Source organism: Fimbriimonas sp. LA-C6 (assembly GCF_055398105.1).
The window spans coordinates 2971684-2993041 of sequence record NZ_AP038796.1 but is presented as its reverse complement, the minus strand read 5'-3'; the positions used below and the strand labels follow the sequence as shown (position 1 = coordinate 2993041).

Here is a 21358-nt window from a genome sequence, read left to right as displayed (position 1 = left end):
GTAAGTTGTGAGCTAGAATCATTTTTGTGATTCGATCCGCTTGTTACCTATTCCTGTTCGCCCTCTTTCTGGCCTTGGTCGGATGCGGAGGTTCGAGCGGTTCTTCTGGCACTCTCAAAGGACTCACGATCAACCCTGCAAATGTTAACGTTTCCGTTGGACAGCAAGCAGTGTTTACAGCAGTATTAGACGGTGCTAAACCCTCAGTAGTTTGGTCGGTTGATGGTGGAATTGGAAATGGGACCATCACAACTGATGGAACTTACACGGCTCCAAACGCTCCGGGCACCTACACAGTGCGAGCCACGGTTGCAGGAGGGACGACTACAGCGACGAGCAGAGTGGTGGTTGCGCCACCCGTTACCATTGCGATCTCTTCCCCGCTGGTCACTCCAGTGATCATTCCACGAAGTCAGGTGACTTTTGGTGCGACGGTTACGGGGGGCACCAATCAAGGGGTCACTTGGTCCGTGAACGGTTCGCAGGCTCTGATTGATACCAACGGCGTATTCACCGCGCCAGACACTCTAGGCACTTACACTGTTGAGGCACGAAGCGTTTCAGATCCGACGAAGAGTGCAACACGGGTGATCTCTGTGGTTGCCAATGCGAATGTCCGCTTTACCTTTGCAAATAAGGGAGATGTTGTGTTCGGTCTCCGACCAGACAAGGCTCCTAACACCTGTGCGAACCTAGTTACTCTGGTGAACAAGTCGTTTTACAACGGAATCCTTGTCCACCGAGTGGACTCGTTGGTAGCCCAGTGGGGCGATCCGCTCACCAAGACGCTGCCCCTAACCGATCCTTCTATCGGAACGGGTGGACCTGGATATACGATCAATTTCGAGACGAATGACTTGAAGAACGTGGCTTATTCTCTTGGCATGGCTCGGGCGTCTGGACTGAACACTGCGGGAAGCCAGATTTATGTTCCGTTCACGGCTCAGACATCGTTCGATGGTAACTACGTGGTGTTTGGATCGGTTGTGCTTGGGAGGTCGGTGATCGACTCTCTTGCAATCGGCGACAAGATTTTGTCGGCAACGACTGAGCCTGCTACGGGCTAGTTCGTTGCTCGCCTCATTGTAAGTGGTGCATGAGGCACCTGAGTTCTGATAGGATTCGATGCGATGGACTTTTCGCAAGACGGGTACTGGTCAGCTCAGATGCTTGGTGTCACCACTTTCCAGTTCTACTTTGATCTGCCTCCCCATTGGAATCGATTTCGGATTGTCGGTGTGACCGACGCCCGGACTGTGATTGCCGTTGATGAGGAGTCTCACAAGACCTACCGTCTCTCGAATCGTAAACAGGAGGCTCTATCGGGTCCCGGGAGGGTTCTGTGCGTCACTGAAAACGGCTTGAGTGTCTGGGAAGACACGGACACGCGGCTCGTTGACCTGGTGCGAATGACGGAGAAGCCCATTCCCGTGTCTCCTGTGTTCCATTTGACGCTGACCTGCGTGAACGAATCAGGCTATTCAGCCGGCTTTGTTACTCCTCGCAGCGGTGAGCAGGTTTCCTATGCGCGCGCCTGGGATGAATCCGGGCGAGAAGTGGTGAGCAGCAGCGTTCCCAATAGCCGCGTGACGACAATTGAACCGTTTGGGGTTCGGTATGCTGCCGGGGCGATCGGCGATTTTGCGGCTTTGTGGACCCGGGATAGCTGTGTGACTTTGACTGCTCCGGGTGGGACATCTTCGTTCGTTCGGTCAGTCAACGGCAGTGGTATGTGCGGCGGGTGGGTTGAGATGCCCGATGGTCGCCAGGGATGCACGTGGAGTAGCGACGGGACTCCGCAGCTCTTGAATGCTTCCGAGGTGGTTGCAGTCCTGGAGGATTCGAGCTTTATCGTTCGCACAAGCTCGGGTTATGGGATTGGTAGAGGTGGGCAATACTCACCGATCCGACCCGAGGATATTCAGTCTCTTGGATCTTTTCCAGTGGTTTCCATTGATGCGATTTCACCTTCTGGAGTGATGGTGATTACCATCCAGGAGCCGATTTCAAAGCAAATGAGCAAGGCTGTGGTTGGGCCGGAAGCTCGGCGAGATAACTCTAAGGCATAAAAATAGCCCCCGAGCTTTTGCTTCGGGGGCTATTGGGCTTTAGATTTAGCCTTTCTTGTCCATTTTGTCCATCTTGTGTCCCTTCATCTTAGGGGACATCTTGTGGTCCATTTTCTTACCGGCCATCTTGTGGGACATTTTCTTGCCGCTCATCTTGTGCGACATCTTGGACGACATTTTCTTGCCAGCCATTTTGTGACCTGACATCGCTCCCTTCTTCTTCATGGAGCCTTTCTTCATCATGGAACCCTTCTTAGCCATGGCTGGCTTCTTGTGGTCCATCTTCTTTTCCATCTTGTCTTGGGCAAGTGCCATTGACGAAAGGGCGATTGTTGCGATGCTAATGAGCGCGAGGATTTTCTTCATGTTCAACCTTGATCACGGCAGCGTAAATTCCACGGCTACCACTGATCATAACGCGGCCCAACTATATAAAGTTTCGCAAAAGTCAGAAGTTGCGTTTCAATCGTTAGGCACGAGCGGTCTTTGACATATCATTCAAAGCGTCTTTGCGTGCCTGCTCGGCAAGATCCTGTCGACCAGCTGAGTCGTACAGGTCGATAATTTCGCTCCAAGCATTTCTTACATGGAATGGAAGTGCCTGGATGTAGAGCTTTCCAGCTTCACTGTTTACGTCGACTTCTGTTTTCTGCCCTTGGATGATGGCGTCGCGGAGCAGTTGGGCTAGCTGGATCTCATGGCCTTTTGTTTTCTTGCCAGCCTTCTCTATCTCCAGCAACGTCGCGGGCAGGATTGGGGCTTTGCCGCGAGGTTCTACGTCGAAAACGGACCTGGCTACCTTGATTCCTTCGTCCACTTTGCCTTCTTCGCAAAGCACGTGGGCCAATCGGAGACTGTCGTTTACGCGCCGGTCTTCGTTTCGGGCGGACTTCACAGCAGCTCGGAGAAGCTTTTCGCTTTCGTCCCAGCGTTTGGCGAGTCGGAAGATGTCGGCGTATTCCCATGCGAGAGCGCTGGGGACTTTGTCGATCTTGACCTTGTTGAGAAGGTCTTCGGCGTACTCGGCAATGAGGGCCTTGTACTGCGAGTTCGTAATCTCGCGCTTTACCAGCCGTTCGAGGAAGGCATCCGAGGCAGACTTGATGTTGCTGCGTAAGACTTCAGGTTGGAGGTTGCTGGCATCGTTGGGATCGTTCGGATCCGGGAAGGTGCCTGTTCGGCAGCCAGCGATGGCGAGGCATGCGGCTACGCAAAGAAATGCCCGATTGCTCGTCTTGACAATGAGGTTGGCGAAACGGCTATCGGGCATATGGAATGTTCCTACGTCAGTTGATCGAGTAGCGTGCGTCTTCAAAGCGCGCATCTCGATAGATTTCGCTTCCGCAGAAGGTGAGAAGAGCCTTTCCTTTCAGCGGCATGCCGTGGAAGGGGGTGTTCTTACTCTTGCTGAAGGTGCGATTTCTGTCGAAAGTCCACTCTAGATTTGGATCGATGACACAGACCTGCGCGACTGGGGTCTCGCCGGGCTTGAGTGTTCCTGCATCGAGTCGAAGGATCTGAGCTGGCTTGGTGCTGAGCTTTCGGATGGTTTCGAGTGGTGACAACACGCCCTTATGGGTGAGATAAGTGAGCGTGACGCCGACTGTGGACTCCAGCTGAGAGCAGCCGAATGGAGCTTCGTCGAATGGGACATCGACCTCGTGGGAGGCGTGAGGTGAGTGATCGCTGGCGATCATGTCGATCGTGCCATCGTTCAGCGCTTGGAGCAGCAGGTCGATATCGACTTGTGTTCTGAGCGGAGGCAGGATCTTGAATCGCGTGTCGAACTCGCCGATGTAGTCCTCGGTGAATGCGAAGTGCATGGGGCAGATTTCGCAGGTGACCGGTGCGCCGAGGAACTTGGCTTGTCGAACCATCTCGACTGCGCCCCAGGTGCTGACTCGCATGATGTGGAGTTGGCAGCCCGTGTGGAGCGAGAGGACGCAGTTTCGCATGACGGCGATCTCTTCAGCAGATCGTGGCATGCCCTTGAGACCGAGCATGTGGCTCATGGCGCCATCGTTCATGCTGCAGTTCTTGGTCAGGCTGGTCTCTTCGCAGTGAGCGAGGATGGGGAGATCGAGCTGGACACAGAACTCCATGGCCGCAGTCATGACCTGGGCGTTCTGGATTGGGAAGCCCTCGTCGCTTGCTGCGACGATGCCTGCCCGCTTCATTGCCGAGAGGTCTGCGAGCATTTCGCCCATCATTCCGCGGGTGAGTGCGCCGACCGGTGCGACGAACACACCGCCTGCTTCTGGAGACGCGGCTCGGTCCAGGATGAAGTCTACGAGAGCCGGGTTGTCCAACGGTGGGTTGGTGTTGGGCATGCAGCAGATCGTGGTGTATCCACCGGCTGCGGCTGCTTGGGTACCGGTTGCGATGGTCTCTTTGTGCTCGTCGCCTGGTTCTCGGAGGTGTACGTGTGGGTCTACCAGTCCTGGTGTGATCCACATGCCGGTGCAGTCGTAGATTTCGTCGATGCTCGAATCGTCCACATCTGGACCGAATTCGACGATCTGGTCGTCCTCCATGACGAGGTGACCGACGATATCCAACTCTTGCGATGGATCGAGAATGCGTCCGTTCTTCAGTAGTGTTCTCAAAGCATCTGCTCCCTATTCATCCAATTCTCGACTCGCATTACGACTTCTTCCCCTTCAGCTTCTTGCCTCCTACGGAGTCTTCTTCTGTGGCAAACACCCAGTAGAGCGAGGCCATTCGGACGAAGATGCCGTTTTCGATCTGCGCGGTGATGGCGCTTTGTTCGCTGTCGGCGGCTACATCGTCCACCTCGATGCCTCGGTTAAGTGGGCCGGGGTGCATGACCAAGCAGTCTGGAGCTGCATACTGCAGGCTCTCTTTGTTGACTTGGTACATGGCGCTGTACTCGTTGACCGAGCTGAGCATGCCTTCGTGCATTCGCTCCTTTTGGAGTCGAAGGCAGATAACGACGTCGGCTCCTTCGATACCGGTTGCGAGATCGTAGAAGACCGTTCCTGGTAGCTGTCCCATTTGTGCGGGGACGAGGGTTCTTGGTCCGACGAATCGGACTTCGGCACCCATTCGGTGAAGCAGCCAGGCGTTGGAGCGAGCGACTCGGGAGTGCTCGACGTCTCCTACGATCGCGACGCGGAGTCCGGTGAGATCGCCTTTGCGCTCGATGATGGTGAGCGCGTCACCCAGAGCCTGTGTGGGGTGCTCGTGCTGACCGTCGCCTGCGTTGAGGACGGGGCCACCAAAGTGTCGTGCGGCGAGGCTTGGTGCGCCGGACATTTTGTGGCGCATGACCAGACCGTTGAGTCTCTCGTACCGAAGGGTCAGGATGGTGTCCTTCAGCGTTTCGCCTTTGCTCATGGAGGAGCCGCCAGAGGCGAAGTTCGAGGTCTTCATGCCCAGGTAGTGGGCGGCCTGCTCGAAGCTGACGCGTGTGCGGGTGGAATTCTCAAAGAAAAGCATTCCCACGACCTGCTTATCTAACTTGGGAACCGACTTGCCCTCGATGATTCTGAGCTTAAAATCGGCTGCTAACTCGACCAGCTCTTCGATTTGTGAGCGCTCAAGTTGGCGAATGCTTAATAGATGCCTGCCCATAGAACTGTTTCTTACCCCGCTTGTGTTGTCTTGCCGTCGACGTTGTCGTCGGCACTCGTTGATTGTGAACTAACGGAAGACTTTTCGAGTACTACCGCGTCCTCACCGTCGATTTCGTTGACCTTCACAACGATGCGATCGGTGCGCTCTGTTTGAATCTTTCTACCGCAGTAGTTTGGCTCGATAGGAAGCTCTCGATGTCCTCGGTCTACCAGGACAGCCAGTTGAACTGCTTTAGGTCGTCCCAGCCTCATGAGTGCATCGAGCGCTGCACGGGCGGTGCGCGCCGTGTAGATGATCTCGTCCACAAGGATCACCGTTTTGCCGGTTACTTCAAAGGGGACTTCGGTGAGACTCTCCGCTGTGGTTGCGGGGTGGTCATCGCGGAAAGCTCGAATATCGACTTTGCCACAGGGAACGGTGGTTCCCTCTATTTGAGTCATAAGGAAAGCAAGTCGTTTCGCAACCGGCCAACCTCTTCGGAGTACGCCAATGACAACGAGGTCTTCCGCTCCTTGGTTGGCTTCAAGAATCTCGTGCGCCATTCGCCCGAGAGTCCGTCGCATATCACCTGCATCTAGCAGCACAACGCCCATCAGGAATTGATTATGTCCTGATGGGCTCTTTACATGTTGCGCCGTCTACTCGTTTGACCAAAGGTTATGGGCGTCTGACTTGTCTAAACCTCTTGGCATGGGACCTATTAGGCGGGTGATCACGAGGGCTTTCGCGTTGCCATCGGCGAAACCGACGGTGCAGAAGCCTTCATGAGCAGGGTAAGGCCTTTTCAGTTGACTCCCCGTTTGGTCCAGTGCTTCGGTGTAGGGATATTTGTCGGAGCCGCTACCAAACTCATAGGGTCCAGTGACTTGCCAGTCAGTGCCGAACTCTGGAAACCGCGCCCAATCTGAAGGTTTTGCATTGGTGGCTTGGATGGAGAGTTGCAAGGCGTCGCTGAGGAGCACGGTTCGCGAACCGTGGGCCAGTGAGCTTTCTGATATGGATCGTTGCCAGCCTGAGATGCTTGGGTTGACGCCGTAAGATGCGCCCCAGCCTGCTGATGGGTCGTATTTGACGGGCGTGGAAGGACAGTAGCGCACCACTTTGTTCTTCGTGTAGGGGGCCAGATCCAGATACCAGCGGCTCCATAGTCCGCCACCCTGATCCCATCCGCCTATTGGGAACCTGTCGTCGGCGTCCCCATGATACATATTGAACGCGAGAGCGAGTTGCTTCACGTTGTTCATGCAGACGTTTTGCTTTGAGGAGCTCTTGGTGGAGTAGACCACGGGGTACATGACTGCCGCCAAGATGGCGATGATTCCGGTCACAACCAACAGCTCAATCAATGTAAACGCGTTCCGCATGGGGCCACTTTTACGCGCGCCGGATAGGCGGTTTTCGCGTAACTAGGTCATTCCATTTGGCAGATGACCCACCCCTCGTATAAACACGAGAAGGTCCAGAGGGTCCTGGAGCTTGCTGACCGAGAATTCCTTAAGTAAGCACTTCAACCCTGGTGCGGCAAATCCCTAGAACAAAACCGTAAGTTTTCGAACGTAACTTCCCGACAACTTTACTGGGAGATTCTTGCGGAGACCTAGATGTACGAAGCCTATTGGGGATTGACAGAACCGCCGTTCAGCCTTACGCCGGACCCGCGGTTCTTATATATGAGTCGCGGCCACGAGGACGCGCTGATGATGCTGCACTATGCCATCACGCGTAACAAGGGAGCGGCGATGTTGTCGGGTGATATTGGACTCGGCAAAACGACTGTGAGCAGAAAGCTCCTCGACCTGTTGGACCCGGTCCAGAACAAAGTGGTGTTGATCGTAAACCCGATCCTCACTCCGGTTCAGATTTTCCAGGAGATTCTTGGACAGTTAGAGGTGCCAACCACCAGCAAGAACCGACAGGTGCTTGTTACTGAGCTACACAAAGCCTTGCTCACTTTCTACGAGCGCGGCCAACGTGTGGTGCTCATGATTGACGAGGCGCACCTGATCCGAAGCACTCAGACGCTTGAAGAGCTTCGGTTGCTGCTGAACTGCCAGATGAACGATCAGTTCCTGATCAACCTTGTTCTTCTGGGTCAGATTGAGCTGCGTGCGAAGGTGGCGAAGGTGCCTGCTCTTGAGCAGCGGCTCGCGGTTCGCCATCACCTGAAGCCTCTCGACCATGTTGAGACAGGTGAGATGATTCTGCACCGGTTGCGAGTGGCGGGATACACCGGCGAGCACAGCCCATTCACTCCCGACGCGATTTTTGAGATTCATAAGTTCACGAAAGGAACGCCCCGACTCACGAGCCAGATTGCGGACAACGCGCTGATGGTTGGATTCGCGCAGAAGGCGAAGGTGATTGATGGCTTCCTGATGCACTCGGTGATCTGTGAGTTCACAGGCCAGGAGGCAGCATGAACTTAGCCGACGCAATCCGACAAGCGGCCCGGCAGGAGATCGCTCCGTCTCCGGTGACACCTCCCCCAGTGTTGTCTGTAAACGAGCCCGTGCCTGCATCCGGCGATTCAGCCTTGACCAGTGAGGTTACAATGTCCACCGCATCGAACCCAGTCCCTTCCAGTGCTCCCGAAGCCAAGATGCCAGAGCCACCGAGTCCAGCCGTTATGTCTGGCAGCGTGGTTCGTCTGGAACTGTTTCTCGGTCCTGAGCAGCTTACAAGCTTGTTTAGAGGCGTCGTCGCAACTCAGCACACGGTCATGACCCTCCGTGAGGCCGCGACTATGCTTCGGGTTTCTCCATCGGTGCTTCAGCAGATGGCGGTTGATCGCGAGATTCCTGCACTTCAGATTGACGGCAAATGGCGATTTCCACGTGCTGGCGTTGAAGAGTGGGTGGCGTTGCAGTCAGCACAAGGAGAGGCCGAATAATGTTTGGGCTCTTCGCGAAGAAAAGCGCTGTGGGGCTGGATCTTGGTCACCACACGTTGATGGCCGTACAGGTTGAGCGTAGCTCTCACGGGTGGAAAGTTACGCGATCCGCGACTTGTGCGACTCCTCCCGAGACGATCAAAGACGGCGTCGTGATCGACACCAAGACGCTTGGGCAGACCATCAAGAAACTGCTCAAAGACGGTGGGATCTCTGCAAGCACCGCCTACATTGCGGCTGCAGGTGGCGCAGTGTTTGTGCGCCCCGTGAACTTCCCTAAGATGCCTGAGGCTACTCTGCGGAAGAGCATCCGATTTGAAGCAGGGCGGTATGTGCCGGGTTCGGTGGATGACAGCTTTGTCGAATTCGAAATTATCGGCCCTGTGGACGAGACCCAGATGAGCGTGCTGATTGTGGCGGCTCCGAAGGACATTGTTCAAAGCCGGATCACGGCTTGTGAGGAGGCCGGGCTGGACGTTGAAGTGGTGGATGTTGAATCGTTCGCTGCTTATCGGGCGTTGGTCGAAGCGGACCCCACAATTGATCAGACGCTTACAACAGCCGTGCTCGATATCGGTGCGAACAGCACGACCGTCAGCGTGACTCATGAAGGTGTCTTTGTGATGAACCGATCGATTCCTCAAGGAAGTCGAACCCTCACGGAGGCGCTGAAGAGCTATTTCAAGCTGACCGACGAGGATGCCGAGTCTGGCAAGTCTCAGTTGGATGCACGGGACCTTCTTGATGAGTCGACCGTGAAAGAGAATCCTCCTTTGCGAGTGATTCAGCCTCACTTGGACGATCTGATTCGCGAAGTACGCCGTTCGCTCAACTACTTCCAGCTTCAAAACACGGAAGCTGGCGACACTCGCAAAGTTCAGCGTGTGGTCGTAGCCGGAGGGGGCGCCAAGCTACCTGGACTGGCTGAATATCTCACCGCCAAGCTTGGGATCGAAGTCTTGAAGCTGGGCGTGTACGACAACCCTCGATTCACGCACAGTGGCGCGCATGAGGATGACGGTCTGGATCTCGCGGTTGCCGTCGGTCTGGCGATGAGAGCGCACACCAAGGCGCTTGCCACCAAACCTGCGAAACCGTTGAAGGCTAAGGCTGAAAAGCCAACGCGCGAACCCAAACCGCCCAAGCCTCCCAAGCCTGGGAAGGCCCCCAAGGCCGAAAAGCCACCTCGTGTGAAGAAGGGCAAGAAGACCGAAGAAGCGCCACCCGCCGAAGTAGAAGTCGATTCCGTGGAGGCCGCTTAGGAGTTCAGACCATGCCAATGATCAACTTGATTGAAGAGCAGCGTCTGGCTGCCATTAAAGATGAAAGAAAGGCCAAGTCCGCATTCTTCACCTTCGTAGGTGCTGGAGTGTTGACCGCAATCGCGTTCGGATTATTCAGCTTTGAGAAGGATTCGCTTCGCCGACAAGAGGCGAAGATGAAAGCCGATATCCAGAAGCTGGCTCCCGTGATTGCCGAGATCGATAAGAACGCGAAGAGTGCTGGCGAGCTTTCTCCGAGGCTGAAGACTTTGGAAGAGGCGCAAAAGGCGACCGACCGTTGGAGTCGCATCCTGGCGCACCTCACGACTCAGACACCGAAGGATGCTTGGCTTACCAATATGCGCAGCAGCAGCAACGACGTGGATAAGCCGGTGAACATCACCATCAGCGGGATTGCCAAGGCGCAGGACCCGATTGGTGAGTTCATTATGCGGATGCAGAACGCCCAAGACTTGGAGAACGTGTCGCTTCACTACACCCAGGAGAAGGTCGGTGCGACGGGTCGGGCAGTGGACTTCGAGTTGGCTGCCGACATCACTGGGACTGTGGAACAGAAGCCCAAAGATGAAAGCAAGGATGGGGACAAGCAATGAAGAAAGCGCGTGATCCAAAGCTCTATCTGATCCTCGCAGGTTTCACCGTGGTTGCAGGTGCTGGTTTCAGCTACACCCAGTACAGCGGTGTTGGCGAGATCACCACACGTATCGATTTGCTCAAGAAAGAGAACCGCGAACCTAAGCAGGTTTACGCAGAACTCGAAAAATCGAAAGCGGATCTCGTGGATCTAAGAACGAAGCTGAACCACCTGGAGAAGGGTGTGCCTGACATTGCCTACATGCCAACCATGTTGAAAGACTTGGAGGCGGCTGGCAAGAGTCAGGGAATCACCATCCTAGGTGTTCGCCCCATTCCGAAGCAGAACACGGGCAAGAAAGAGGAAAAGAAGTCTTACGAAGAGATTGAGATTGAAATCAAGGGCCGAGGCAGCTATGGCAACGTGCTGCGGTTCGTGAAGTCTCTCAACTCCTTCCCCAAGATCGTTGCGACCCGCTCCATGAATTTGTCGCCGAAAGCGGCAGGTCCGGCGGGCGATCCACAAGACCGCAACGCGCTTGATCTCCAGCTTCGCATCCGGGCTTACGTGTTCAAGACACCCGCCAAGGAAGAAGACAAGAAGGATCCTAGCAAGGTGGCAGCATGAACGACGAGAAGAAAAAACTGATTGTATTGGTCGCGCTGTTTGTGGTGATCATTGCAGTAGGCGCTTTCCAGATGGTGGGTAGCAGCAAAGGCGGCCCCATGCCTCCGGTTGCTGAGAAGAAGAAGGTAGAGACGAAGGAAAAGACGAAGCCTGCACTGAAGAACCCTGAAGTAGGGTTCGAGCTGGCAGCGCGTGACCCCTTTGAGGCACCTGGCGCCGAAACACCCAAGTCGGCCGTATTACCCACACCGTCGCCGATTCAAACACCGACCAACCATGCGCCTCGGGGAGAGCGACGTGTGTCCCAACTTCCTCGCCCAGTTGAGCGTCCTCTACGCCCACTGCAGGGTGAGCTGAACATTGAACCCAAACAGGGCGGTTCGCCGATTCCAACGCCTAAGACGCAGGAGCCGACCTTTGGCTACACGCTCTCTGGGGTGATCGTGGGCGCCCGTCCGGCAGCTGTGTTCCGAGACGCGCAGGGCAACCAGCGGCTCGTGGCATCTGGCGGTTCTTTGGATGGAGATTCGAAAGTTTTAGGAGTCGAAAAGGGCTCTGTGATCGTGGCATTTCGGGGTAAGACGCTCCGGCTTTCCGTAGGAGGAAACCCAAGTGATAAGTAAAAGAAGAGTATGGATTTCGTTCGGAACGTTGGCGGCACTGCCTCTGACTGCGGCTGGCCAGAACCTCGAAGGGGTTATGGTCAAAGGAAACGACAAGGGTGTTTCCGTGTTGGTACAGGGCTCGGATCTCTCCAAACCTAAGGAGATCCACGCTATGAATGGACACATCTACATTCTTGAGTTCTCTGCTGGCATGAGCGGCAAATCCAAGAAGATCCCAGTCGACAAAGCAGGCCTCAATAGTGTGAGCTACGGCTGGTTCAGCGCCAAGCCCAAGAAGGTTCGCGTTGCGTTTCGATTGGGTGAAGGTGCTCAGCCTAAATTGGCTCAATCGGCAGACGGTTGGCAGGTCTCGCTAGGTAACGAAGAAGCTGCTCCTGCAGAGAAGAGCGAAGAGAAGAAGGCTCCTGCTGAGACGTTCCCCGAGACCGTTCCTCCTATCGATGGCAAGCCTGTTGATGGCAAGCCTGCGATTTCGGAGTCAGCTCACGCGGTGAAGAAGGACGAAACACCGAAGGCCGACAAGAAAATTTCACTCGACTTTGTCAACACCGATGTCGTTCAGATCCTCAAGGCTCTCGCCCTTCAGGCTCAGGTGAACATTTTGACCTCACCCGACGTGAAGGGAGCGATTACCGTTAACCTGGACAACGTAACGGTTGATCAGGCGCTTCGTTTGGTCACAAGCATTGCTGGGCTTCAGTTCAGCAAGCAGGGCAACGCTTACGTCGTGGCCCCTGCCGGCAAGCTCAACAGCATCATCAAGCAGATCGGCGATGATGGCGGGGCGATCACGGATCAGGATCACCTTCTCGAAACGCGAGTCATCGATATCTACAGCGGCGATGCAAACCCAATTCGCGCAGCTATCCTAAGCTCTTTGAACAAGGGTGAGTTGGCGATGTTCAACATCCAGTTACCTTCGGATACGTTCTCGATCAACCGAAAGGATACGGGAGACAAGCCGGGCGGACCGGAAGTTGAGACCAAGACGGGTTCTGAGACTCAGAAAGAGACAAAGGGTGCCGTTGAGACTGGTAAGACTACGTCCAACATTTCCTATCGCGGCTTGAAAGAGCAGTATTTGATCGTCATCGGTCCTCGGAAGGGCATGGATGAGGTTGCCAAGCGGATTCGAGAGATCGACGAGTTGGTGGCGAAGTCTTATGGCTTGAAGAACACCGGCAACTCGGAGCTTGTTCGCAAGACCTATTCGATCAAATCCAGCGTTACGGCTTCGGATCTCGTGACGATGCTTGCGGTCGCTGCGGAAGGCAACAAGTTTAATGTCGATGTCTATGCTTCTCCTAAGGAGTTCATCAATCAGAGCATCGTGATCGTGGGTCGGATTCCGAACGTTGAGCGTGTTGAGGCCATGCTTCGAGACATCGACGTGTCGGGTTATGGCGACGAGCTTAAGGTTTACGATGTGAAGTATTCGGACCCACGCTCGCTACGTGAGTCACTCGTGGCGCAGGTTAAAGGCATTCGGGCGACCGTTGGGCCAAGCGCAGCGGGCACTCCTCAGCTGTTCCAGGAAGGCAAGACACGACAGCAGTCAGCTGAAGTAACCAGCCCGGCAACTGCAAACGGCACCGCAGCTCAGACGAACGCTGCCAGTAACGGCGCGGTTTCCACAGGTGTGGTGGATGATGCGGCACTTGAGCAACCTTATCTGGATATGGAGAAGGTTGCGGCACCTATGCGGTTGATCCTTCGGGGAACGAAGGCTCAAATCGAAGAAGGTTTGAAGTACCTCAGCCAGGTGGATACCCCTCCAAAGCAGGTTGCGATTGAGGTCCGCGTGATGGAACTCACCCGAGAAGAGGCTGTGAAGGCTGGTGTGGACTGGAACATCCTAACTGGCGGCGCGGTGAGCTTCTTGAAGTTTGCTAACGGTCAGACAGGAACCGATATTGCCAATACGGGTCAGGTTTCCATTACGAACGGGAAGGCCAACGCGACGGTGACTGCGAGCCTTGATAAACTTGCTACCAAGAACAACCTGATCGCTCGTCCAAACCTCATTGCGATGGACGGTCGAAACAGTGAGATCTTTGTGGGAGACGTGGTTCGGTACATCGAATCGATCACCACGAGCCAGAACGGTCCGACTATTACCACTGGAAAGATTCCGGTTGGAATGCGACTCTCGCTTCTGCCACGTGTGGGTGCCGATGGCACGATCACCTTGGACCTGCGGCCTCGACTGAGCATCTTGACCAGCTTCACCGCTGTTCCGGGTGGCGGTCAGTTGCCACAGACCAGCACTCGATTCGCCCAGAGCACTCTGGCGATGGAGAGCGGAGAGACGATTGCGATTGGTGGTCTGATTCAGGACCAGGATCGCAACACGGTGAGCGGTATTCCTGTTCTGATGGATCTACCTCTCATCGGTCAGTTGTTCCGCAAGACCACCAAGGACAGAATTCGAACGGAAGTCGTGATCTTCTTGACGGCTAAGTCTATTGATGGCGCGGTAAAGACGAACCACAACTATCTGCCCATGCAGAAAGACATGAAGCAGAAAGTCAAAAAGGGTTAATTCCCAGTCTGAACAAGCCCTCTCGGTTCCGAGGGGGCTTGTTCTTGTTTTTGGGCCTCTGTTTGAGCCGCTTGGAGAGGAAGACTCAGTGGGCTAAACAGCCTCGGAGACACAGCGCGGGCACGGGGCTTGCGGATGAATGGCTTCTCGAAGACCAGTGAGAATAGCCAAGTCAACACCAGGATAGTGGGCAGACCCGCAGCGAATAGATATGCTAGGACCGGTCCTTCTCCCACGATGGAGGCGGGCTTGAAGAAGTAGACCACCTGCTGGATTGGGTGGTGCATCAGATAGAGACTGTAGGAGAACGTTCCCAACGCGGCGATCCACTTGAACGAGAGCGCCCGCACTAAAAGCCCGCTTTGAACGACGGTGCCACCGTAACAGATGGTCGCAACGATGAAGCCGATGGCGACATCGGTAGCCACGACTCCGACGTCCTTGGCGATGCCTAGGCCAAGTGCCACACACCCCGCAACGGTCAGAAACTTCGCCACACCTGGTTTGGGGCCAGAGGTGAGGTTGGGACGGTAGGCAGCCCAACCCGCTACCATGCCGATGGTAAACAGGGGTAGATACCAGGGATACAGCTTGAGTCCACCCGGGATCAGCAAAAGGGCCACTGAGGTGATCAAGCCTGTGAGCGAGATGGTCCAACCTCTTCCCAGCTTGGAAATGAGATGTACCAACACCGGGAACACCACGTAGAGCTGGGCCTCGATGGCGATGCTCCAAAGCACTCCGTTCAGCTTGTACATCCAATTGGGTGACAAGTTGTGGATCATGAAGACGTGCGCCAAGACGTTGGTTTTGGTGACCGGCAGATACTGCTCAAAGGGCATGCCTGGGAGCTTCGAAGTAATGAAGAGCGATACCAGGATGGAGAAGAAGAGGCACGCGTAGTAGGTGGGCAAGATACGGCGTGCGCGGCGGAAATAGAACTTGGGGAGTGATGGAATGCGTCCGTCGCCGTTGGTAAACAGCGAGAGTTGGAGGCAGAATCCCGAGATTACGATGAAAGCCGCTACAGCAAGATGACCGTACGCAAAAGGAGCCACTAACGCTTGAAACCACTGGGGAGCATGGCTACGATGGCCCGCCAATCTACTTGGATCGGCCATGCTGCAGAAGTGACCAAGCACCACGTAGAGCGCAGCGATGCCACGAAGACCTTCTACAAAGGGGAGTCGTTCCGGACCAGCTTGACCCGGTGTTCGCTGCATACAGTTGATGATAGCCTGAATATCCGGTTGCAAACCACATGAAACGTATGGATATCTTTCGCGTCTAACTCTGTACTATGAGGCTCTTATTACTCGCAGGTTTCGCGCTGTCTGCATCGTTCGCATCGGCTCAACTTACGCACGTGGGGCCTCAAATGCCAGAGAACTCCAGCAATGTGGTTTGGTCTTCCATTCGGTCGGGCACGACTTCTAAGATTGAGACGTCTGGCGCATTTCTGCTGAACAACATCAACGATTTCCAGACGTACTGGCTGAAATCCACCGGTCAGCGGAACTTCCCGAAGATCAACATTGACTGGAACAAAGACCGTATGCTTGCGATCCACTTGGGCAAGCGTCCGACTGGCGGCTACATGGCGCAAATCCAGAAGATCCGCTACCAATCGGGCTTGGCAGCAGAGGTCACAGTGTTGGAAAGAACTCCACCTGCGGGAATGGTCACCACGCAGGGGATTACAAGCCCTTGGATCTTGCTGCGGGTACAGCGGGCAGCTTACGACTTTGATCTGAACATCCAGCAGATGCCGCAGAGCACTGGGATCTTCTTCCCTGGCAATGGCGGGAACGGCGGAAATGGTGGCGGATGCAACTGTTCGGGTTGTTCTTGTGGTTGCGGATGTGGCGGCTAGGGCTACCGCAAGTTAAATCCTTGCTCTTCTAACCACTTTTTGAGTACCTCGCGACCTGTGAGATGGCTCTCGTCGGCACGCCGACCGGAGCGCATCGACCAGGTCGCATCCCCGCTCATGTTCTGAGCACGGTAGAACTCACTCGCCCGCTCATCGTACTCTTCGACGTTTGGAGTGGGGTTATATTGTTCTTTGAACCAGACCGCTTCTTGGGAGAGTCTGGGTTTGATTTCTGCAGTCATTGGCTCTTTGGGCCAACCCACGGTGAGTCCGAACACACCGAACACGCCACGGGGCAGGTTGAGTAGTTCTTTGACGCCTTGCGGGTCGTTTCTCAGTGCTCCGATGTAGCAGATCCCTAATCCGAGTGCCTCAGCAGCGCAGACCATACGCTCGGCGGCTAAGGCGGCATCGACGATTGCCATGGTGTAGAACTCGCTGAAGTCCAAAGCCTCGGCAGCTTGACCCGCCTTCTCTGCTGCGTACTTCAGCCGGTGGACGTCGGCTAGAAACGCAAAGTAGACGCCTGCAGTATGGATTTGACGCTGATCCGCGCAAAGTTTGGCGATGGCCGCTCGTCGCTCTGGATCCTGGATCGTGATCACAGACCAGAGCTGGAGATTGCTGCTTGTGGCTGCACTCTGGGCTGCGGCAACGAGACTGGAGATGATTTCGTCGGAAACGGGCTCCTCGCGGTAGCTACGGACGGAGCGGTGACTCAGAAATCGAGCGATTTCGGGGATTTCAAAACCGGGTTCGGTCCCGTATCTCAGTTGCCAAGCGGTTTTGAAATCTTCGTCAAACACAGCCCAGTTTAGCGCTGTTCAGTGCCCAGCGGAGCCTTCTGAGTAGCGTCTTCTTTCTTTTCAACTTCCTTCTGTGCCTGTGCCCTGACAGCTTTAGAGTTCTTTTGAACCGTTGCTTCCCAGAGCTTGGCAAGACCATATGTCCCGCCGAAGCCAACGGCCATGAAGACAAGGCACCCGACGGCTAATATTGGGAGGACTTTCTTGCCGGGAATTCCTTGGGTTTGGTTATTCACAACCCTATTATGATGCGCACGAGGCATCTAAAAGAAAATAGACCAGGAAGTCTGCTTCCTGGTCATACTCATTGAATCTTCTCCCGCATCTGATGACGGCATCATTGGCACCATCGAAGTCCCAGCTTCGCGCGGTAAAGTGATTTAGACACAATTGATGTCTGATTATGTTAAGAATCAGTCCGAAATGTCCCTCTCTTTTAGGGAGTATCTAAATGGGGGCTTTTGGAGCGTCCCATTCGTCGCTCGTAACGCCTTAATGTTGCGATATTAGGTTCAAAGAGTCGGTTTACCTGTATAATTTCGCCACCTTGTCGCGACTACTCGTTCTCATCCTAGGCCTACTTGCAACTAGGGCTTTGGCCCCAGCGCAGTCCAAGCTTGACTTGGTGAATTCATTCATTGGTACTACCGGCAGTGGTGAATCGGAATACGGCGGCACGCTTCCTACCGTCGGGACACCATTTGCGATGACCAACTGGTGCCCCATGACGCGCGAGAATCGGATCGGGATCAACCCCTATCGGTACGATGATCGCTCGCTGATCGGGTTTATCGGGACACACCAGCCTGCTATTTGGATGGGGGATTACGGACAGGTTGTTTTGCAACCCGGGACAGGACCGGTTGGGATGTCGCCCGACGAGAGAGCACAAAGCTTTAGCCATAACCAGGAGAAAGCGACTCCTTACAGTTACTCGGTAACCAGCAAGACGAAGACCGGGTCTGCGATCACGACCACGCTTGCTGCATCAAGCCGGTGTTCTCTGTTTCGTGTGGACTTTCAATCCAAGAAGGACAACTACGTCTTCATTGAAGCGAGTCGCGGGGTTGATGCCAAGCACCCATTTGAGGGCTGGATCAAGATTGACCCCAAACGCCACGAGATTTTGGGATACAACACGGACCGGTTCTCTTACATGCTTGGGCCGCAGCTGCCGAACTTCAAAGGCTATTTTGTCATCCAGTTCGACAAGCCTTTTCAATCCTTTGGAACCTGGAATGGTAACCAGAAACGTCCTGACGCACTGGAAGAAGAAGGAGATCACGTTGGGGGCTATGTGTACTTGGGTGGCTCAAGCGTATCGTTCAAAGTCGGCACCTCGTTCATTAGCGTTGATCAGGCGCGAGATAATCTGAAACGAGAGATCCAGGGTTGGGATGTGGAAACCACGGCGCTGAAGACCAAGAAGACCTGGGAAGCGATGTTTGATCGGGTGAATGTCGAAGGCGGCACCCAGGATCAGCAGGTCTGCTACTACACGGCCTACTACCGCAGCCTCCAATATCCGCGCGAGTTCTCGGAGTACGGCCGTTATTACAGCGCGTTCGACGACAAGATCCATCGCGGAGTCTCCTATAACGACTACTCGCTGTGGGATACGTATCGAGCGGAGCACCCCTGGTTTACGTTGGTCGCGCCGGAGCGGGTCGGGCCGATGATCACTTCTCTGCTCAACATGTTTGATGAAGGTGGATGGATGCCCAAGTGGCCCAACCCGACGTACACCAACATCATGATTGGAACCCACGCCGACTCGGTGATCGCCGATGCTGTGCAGAAGGGGTTCCGCGGGTTCGATCTTCAGAAGGCGTATCAGGCGGTTTACAAAGATGCGATGGTGCCGCCGACCGGCGACACCACCAAGAAATGGTGGGACAGGGAGAACTGGACCGCCTACGAAGCACGCGCGGGCTTGAGCTACTACAAACAGCTCGGCTACGTGCCCGTGGACAAGACCGCAGAATCGGTTTCCAACACGTTGGAAGGCGCTTATGACGACTACTGCGCCTCGGTGGTGGCGGCTGCGGTCCACAAGGAGGAGGATCGCCTGTACTTCCTAAAACGGAGCAAGAATTACGTCAACGTTTACAATCCCACGACTGGATTTATGGCTCCGAAACTCTCTGACGGCACATGGGGCAAGAAACCAAATGAAGGTTTTACAGAAGGCAGCCCATGGACTTATCTGTTTGGGGTTCAGCAGGACGTGGGTGGTCTCATTGAGCTGCTGGGTGGACGCGAGAAGTTCATCCAAAGACTAGACGAGAACTTTGATGGCGGGCACTATCAGCACGACAACGAGCCCGGTCACCACTACATCTATCTCTATGATTACGCCGGACAACCTCTCAAGACTCAGCAAAGAATCTGGGAGCACACTTGGAAGAACTATCGCAACACGCCTGACGGGCTTGCTGGAAATGACGACTGTGGGCAGATGTCGGCGTGGCTTCTGTTTACATCGATGGGCTTCTATCCCGTTTGTCCCGGAAGTGGCGAGTACGCTCTTGGAGTGCCGCTGTTTCCAAGCGTGACGCTCAAGCTTCCCGCTCCCTATCGCACCACGCTGAAGGTTTTGGCACCGGGACTCTCTTCCGCCAAAAGGTTCGTAAAAGCGGTTTACTGGAATGGTCACAAGCTTGAGACGCCGTTCATCAAGCATGCCGACATTGTGAAAGGCGGGACACTCATGTTTGAAATGATGGAGCGCCCCACGTCGTAGGAGCGTTGAAGAAGGTGAAGTTGGATCCCAATCAGTTATCTCCCCACCTGCTCCAGACCATGGTTGACCTTCGTCGCTTGCGTGCGGAGCAGCGAGCGTCTTTCAGCGTGCAAGAACTGGCGGAGCTTCTGGGGCTAGAGGTGAATGAGGTTCGGGTCATGCATCAGCAAGTGACCAAGCTGCGACCGGCTCCTTTGTTTGCCTCTCCTGATCGGATTCTGCATCCCGCAGCCGAATTGGTGGTCGCCTTAAATGCGCGTTCGCAACCGAAACCGGTTGATGAGCTTCCAAGTCTTGACGAGTCGCTCGCAAGAGACGCAGATCGACTCTTAAAACTCATCGCGACTGCACCCATGCAACAAAGCCCGTCTCCCTCAGAAGACTTTGGGAATCGGGGAGGCGAGCATCCTCGCTCTTGGCAAATCATGTGGCTCGTGCTCGGAACGATCGTTTTCTCCATCGTGGGAATTGCGATCTTTATGGGGCATTAGCGAGATCTAGGGTCAAAAGCCCCGACTATTTACTTGGGATTGAACCCATTCATCGAGAAACACAAACACACAAACATAATTTTTTGATTAATCAAAAAATTATGTTTGTGTGTGGTATATTCACTCAGTTAGTGAATTGTAAGGCTCTGACGTCTCACAATAGTCGTTAGAGCAAACATTGACAGGCAGTTTGTCTGTCTCTGGAGGCTAGTGAACCCCTTGGAATCGAAAAAACTCATATGGCAAAAAGCAGTGACCATGTTCATCATGATCGCTCCTTGCGTGGCAGTTCTCTTTGCTGCATGGCGATTCAGTACATCGCCGCACCGAGGCGAGCTTTGGTACATCCTCACGATCATCGCGTTTCTCGCCATCGGCATTAAGACCCGCTTGTATGGCATATCGCTAGGTTTCCACCGAGGACTTACCCATAAGAGCTACGAAACTCACAATTGGTTAAGAGCTCTGTTTCTTATCATGGGCTGCATGTCCATTCAGGGCGAGCCGGTGCGATGGGCAACCGACCACACCGAGCACCACCGATACGCGGATAAGGACGGCGATCCTCACAGTCCCGAGCACGGCTTCTGGCACGCTCACTGGGGCTGGCTCATCGAGCATCGGTTCGATCGCGAAATCAACCCGATCTTCAAGCGCGACGAGCTTGCCATGAAGATCAGTAAGCTCACCTGGGTGTTCGCGATGATCGGCTTGGCCATCCCCGCAGCAATCGGCAAGCTGGTCGGTATCGGCTGGTGGGACGGTTTCCTCTGGGGCGGCGGCGTGGCAGTGTTCTTTGCAAACCAGGGCACCTATTGGGTCAACTCCGGAGCACACACCTTCGGTCTCCGCAACTTCGAAACCGACGACCGCAGCACCAATTTCTGGCTCAAAGGCCCTCTGGGATATCCCATCAGCCTATTCGTAGCCTGGATGACTTGTGGCGAGACCAACCACAACAATCACCACGCCATCAGTTACGCTGCCAACCACGGCATGTTCAAGGGCCAGCTCGACACTTCTGCCCGAGCATTGAAAGTGATGGAGAAGTTGAAGCTCGTGTGGAACGTACGTTGGATCAACGCCGAGGAAGCTCAGAAACGACAGCTTGAACTCGCGATGACTCCAGAAGAGCGAAAGGAAGCTGCAAGACAGGCTCACCTGGACAAGCAGAAAGTCTTAGCTTAAAGCATAGAAAATGCCCTCTGTCTTAAGGCCGAGGGCTTTTTCGTGTCTA

The 21358-nt window shown here is 54.7% G+C and carries 22 protein-coding genes; 13 read left to right on the top strand and 9 right to left on the bottom strand.

Annotated features, from left to right (window positions below; genetic code table 11):
• The first annotated feature begins 26 nt into the window (after positions 1–26).
• Both ACZ51B_RS13885 and ACZ51B_RS13880 read left to right on the top strand, forming a co-directional pair.
• Positions 27–1067, top strand: a complete 1041-nt coding sequence (locus ACZ51B_RS13885; protein ID WP_464293932.1) for a peptidylprolyl isomerase — start codon at positions 27–29, stop codon at positions 1065–1067.
• Positions 1068–1130: 63 nt separating this feature from the next.
• Positions 1131–2069 (top strand): hypothetical protein, encoded by a 939-nt coding sequence (locus ACZ51B_RS13880; RefSeq protein ID WP_464293931.1) that lies wholly within the window; start codon positions 1131–1133, stop codon positions 2067–2069.
• A 45-nt stretch (positions 2070–2114) separates the two neighbouring features.
• Here the strand turns inward: ACZ51B_RS13880 and ACZ51B_RS13875 are convergent, their stop codons facing one another.
• The 6 genes from ACZ51B_RS13875 to ACZ51B_RS13850 all read right to left on the bottom strand — a co-directional run bounded on the left by ACZ51B_RS13875 (position 2115) and on the right by ACZ51B_RS13850 (position 7030).
• Complete coding sequence (locus tag ACZ51B_RS13875; protein WP_464293930.1) at positions 2115–2435, bottom strand: hypothetical protein; 321 nt, start codon at positions 2433–2435, stop codon at positions 2115–2117.
• A gap of 103 nt (positions 2436–2538) precedes the next feature.
• Positions 2539–3339, bottom strand: a complete 801-nt coding sequence (locus tag ACZ51B_RS13870) for a hypothetical protein (RefSeq protein ID WP_464293929.1) — start codon at positions 3337–3339, stop codon at positions 2539–2541.
• A gap of 16 nt (positions 3340–3355) precedes the next feature.
• A complete protein-coding gene (locus ACZ51B_RS13865) occupies positions 3356–4675 on the bottom strand; it encodes a dihydroorotase (protein WP_464293928.1) in 1320 nt (439 codons plus the stop codon).
• Positions 4676–4712: 37 nt separating this feature from the next.
• Positions 4713–5663, bottom strand: coding sequence for an aspartate carbamoyltransferase catalytic subunit (locus ACZ51B_RS13860; RefSeq protein ID WP_464293927.1), 951 nt, complete (start codon positions 5661–5663; stop codon positions 4713–4715).
• A gap of 11 nt (positions 5664–5674) precedes the next feature.
• The gene (gene pyrR / locus ACZ51B_RS13855; RefSeq protein WP_464293926.1) at positions 5675–6259 is read right to left on the bottom strand and encodes a bifunctional pyr operon transcriptional regulator/uracil phosphoribosyltransferase PyrR; all 585 of its coding nucleotides are present in this window, start codon (positions 6257–6259) and stop codon (positions 5675–5677) included.
• Between the two features lie 45 nt (positions 6260–6304).
• The gene (locus ACZ51B_RS13850) at positions 6305–7030 is read right to left on the bottom strand and encodes a type II secretion system protein (protein ID WP_464293925.1); all 726 of its coding nucleotides are present in this window, start codon (positions 7028–7030) and stop codon (positions 6305–6307) included.
• A gap of 306 nt (positions 7031–7336) precedes the next feature.
• On the opposite strand from ACZ51B_RS13850, the gene ACZ51B_RS13845 reads away from it, so the two are divergent.
• Genes ACZ51B_RS13845 through ACZ51B_RS13815 form a run of 7 tightly spaced genes read left to right on the top strand, consistent with a single transcriptional unit; the run spans position 7337 to position 14208 of the window.
• Positions 7337–8086: an ExeA family protein gene (locus ACZ51B_RS13845; protein WP_464293924.1), complete on the top strand. Its 750-nt coding sequence runs from the start codon at positions 7337–7339 to the stop codon at positions 8084–8086.
• Entirely contained in the window at positions 8083–8556 is a 474-nt protein-coding gene (locus tag ACZ51B_RS13840) for a helix-turn-helix domain-containing protein (RefSeq protein ID WP_464293923.1), read from the top strand. Before ACZ51B_RS13845 ends, ACZ51B_RS13840 begins: the two co-directional genes overlap by 4 nt.
• On the top strand, positions 8556–9818 hold the full coding sequence (gene pilM / locus ACZ51B_RS13835) for a type IV pilus assembly protein PilM (RefSeq protein ID WP_464293922.1): 1263 nt from the start codon (positions 8556–8558) through the stop codon (positions 9816–9818). The genes ACZ51B_RS13840 and pilM overlap by 1 nt, the downstream gene beginning before the upstream one ends.
• 11 nt (positions 9819–9829) lie before the next feature.
• Positions 9830–10432, top strand: a complete 603-nt coding sequence (locus tag ACZ51B_RS13830) for a PilN domain-containing protein (RefSeq protein WP_464293921.1) — start codon at positions 9830–9832, stop codon at positions 10430–10432.
• Positions 10429–11040, top strand: a complete 612-nt coding sequence (locus tag ACZ51B_RS13825) for a type IV pilus inner membrane component PilO (RefSeq protein ID WP_464293920.1) — start codon at positions 10429–10431, stop codon at positions 11038–11040. Before ACZ51B_RS13830 ends, ACZ51B_RS13825 begins: the two co-directional genes overlap by 4 nt.
• Positions 11037–11663 carry a hypothetical protein gene (locus ACZ51B_RS13820; RefSeq protein ID WP_464293919.1) on the top strand — a complete coding sequence of 209 codons (627 nt, stop codon included), beginning with the start codon at positions 11037–11039 and terminating at the stop codon, positions 11661–11663. Before ACZ51B_RS13825 ends, ACZ51B_RS13820 begins: the two co-directional genes overlap by 4 nt.
• Complete coding sequence (locus ACZ51B_RS13815) at positions 11653–14208, top strand: secretin and TonB N-terminal domain-containing protein (protein ID WP_464293918.1); 2556 nt, start codon at positions 11653–11655, stop codon at positions 14206–14208. Before ACZ51B_RS13820 ends, ACZ51B_RS13815 begins: the two co-directional genes overlap by 11 nt.
• Here ACZ51B_RS13815 and ACZ51B_RS13810 read toward each other — a convergent pair.
• Positions 14205–15431 (bottom strand): acyltransferase family protein, encoded by a 1227-nt coding sequence (locus ACZ51B_RS13810; protein ID WP_464293917.1) that lies wholly within the window; start codon positions 15429–15431, stop codon positions 14205–14207. The genes ACZ51B_RS13815 and ACZ51B_RS13810 overlap by 4 nt on opposite strands.
• A 77-nt stretch (positions 15432–15508) precedes the next feature.
• Here ACZ51B_RS13810 and ACZ51B_RS13805 point away from each other — a divergent pair, with 77 nt between their 5' ends.
• On the top strand, positions 15509–16081 hold the full coding sequence (locus ACZ51B_RS13805; protein ID WP_464293916.1) for a protease complex subunit PrcB family protein: 573 nt from the start codon (positions 15509–15511) through the stop codon (positions 16079–16081).
• Positions 16082–16083: 2 nt separating this feature from the next.
• Here ACZ51B_RS13805 and ACZ51B_RS13800 read toward each other — a convergent pair whose 3' ends face one another.
• Positions 16084–16887: an NADPH-dependent oxidoreductase gene (locus tag ACZ51B_RS13800; RefSeq protein WP_464293915.1), complete on the bottom strand. Its 804-nt coding sequence runs from the start codon at positions 16885–16887 to the stop codon at positions 16084–16086.
• Positions 16888–16895: 8 nt separating this feature from the next.
• A complete protein-coding gene (locus tag ACZ51B_RS13795; RefSeq protein ID WP_464293914.1) occupies positions 16896–17123 on the bottom strand; it encodes a hypothetical protein in 228 nt (75 codons plus the stop codon).
• 311 nt (positions 17124–17434) lie between these two features.
• Here ACZ51B_RS13795 and ACZ51B_RS13790 point away from each other — a divergent pair, with 311 nt between their 5' ends.
• The 3 genes from ACZ51B_RS13790 (at position 17435) to ACZ51B_RS13780 (ending at position 21309) form a co-directional block, all read left to right on the top strand.
• Positions 17435–19630, top strand: a complete 2196-nt coding sequence (locus ACZ51B_RS13790; RefSeq protein ID WP_464293913.1) for a GH92 family glycosyl hydrolase — start codon at positions 17435–17437, stop codon at positions 19628–19630.
• A 14-nt stretch (positions 19631–19644) separates the two neighbouring features.
• Complete coding sequence (locus ACZ51B_RS13785; protein WP_464293912.1) at positions 19645–20121, top strand: hypothetical protein; 477 nt, start codon at positions 19645–19647, stop codon at positions 20119–20121.
• A gap of 219 nt (positions 20122–20340) precedes the next feature.
• Positions 20341–21309, top strand: a complete 969-nt coding sequence (locus ACZ51B_RS13780; RefSeq protein ID WP_464293911.1) for an acyl-CoA desaturase — start codon at positions 20341–20343, stop codon at positions 21307–21309.
• The last annotated feature ends 49 nt before the right edge of the window (positions 21310–21358 follow it).

Bases quoted from the DNA above. Each gene is read 5' to 3' on its own strand.
- ACZ51B_RS13860 (WP_464293927.1), bottom strand. From the start codon at position 5,663: ATGGGCAGGCATCTATTAAGCATTCGCCAACTTGAGCGCTCACAAATC.
- ACZ51B_RS13845 (WP_464293924.1), top strand. From the start codon at position 7,337: ATGAGTCGCGGCCACGAGGACGCGCTGATGATGCTGCACTATGCCATC.
- ACZ51B_RS13825 (WP_464293920.1), top strand. From the start codon at position 10,429: ATGAAGAAAGCGCGTGATCCAAAGCTCTATCTGATCCTCGCAGGTTTC.
- ACZ51B_RS13880 (WP_464293931.1), top strand. From the start codon at position 1,131: ATGGACTTTTCGCAAGACGGGTACTGGTCAGCTCAGATGCTTGGTGTC.
- ACZ51B_RS13820 (WP_464293919.1), top strand. From the start codon at position 11,037: ATGAACGACGAGAAGAAAAAACTGATTGTATTGGTCGCGCTGTTTGTG.
- pilM (WP_464293922.1), top strand. From the start codon at position 8,556: ATGTTTGGGCTCTTCGCGAAGAAAAGCGCTGTGGGGCTGGATCTTGGT.
- ACZ51B_RS13830 (WP_464293921.1), top strand. From the start codon at position 9,830: ATGCCAATGATCAACTTGATTGAAGAGCAGCGTCTGGCTGCCATTAAA.
- ACZ51B_RS13805 (WP_464293916.1), top strand. From the start codon at position 15,509: ATGAGGCTCTTATTACTCGCAGGTTTCGCGCTGTCTGCATCGTTCGCA.
- ACZ51B_RS13875 (WP_464293930.1), bottom strand. From the start codon at position 2,435: ATGAAGAAAATCCTCGCGCTCATTAGCATCGCAACAATCGCCCTTTCG.
- ACZ51B_RS13840 (WP_464293923.1), top strand. From the start codon at position 8,083: ATGAACTTAGCCGACGCAATCCGACAAGCGGCCCGGCAGGAGATCGCT.
- ACZ51B_RS13870 (WP_464293929.1), bottom strand. From the start codon at position 3,339: ATGCCCGATAGCCGTTTCGCCAACCTCATTGTCAAGACGAGCAATCGG.
- ACZ51B_RS13850 (WP_464293925.1), bottom strand. From the start codon at position 7,030: ATGCGGAACGCGTTTACATTGATTGAGCTGTTGGTTGTGACCGGAATC.
- pyrR (WP_464293926.1), bottom strand. From the start codon at position 6,259: ATGGGCGTTGTGCTGCTAGATGCAGGTGATATGCGACGGACTCTCGGG.
- ACZ51B_RS13810 (WP_464293917.1), bottom strand. From the start codon at position 15,431: ATGCAGCGAACACCGGGTCAAGCTGGTCCGGAACGACTCCCCTTTGTA.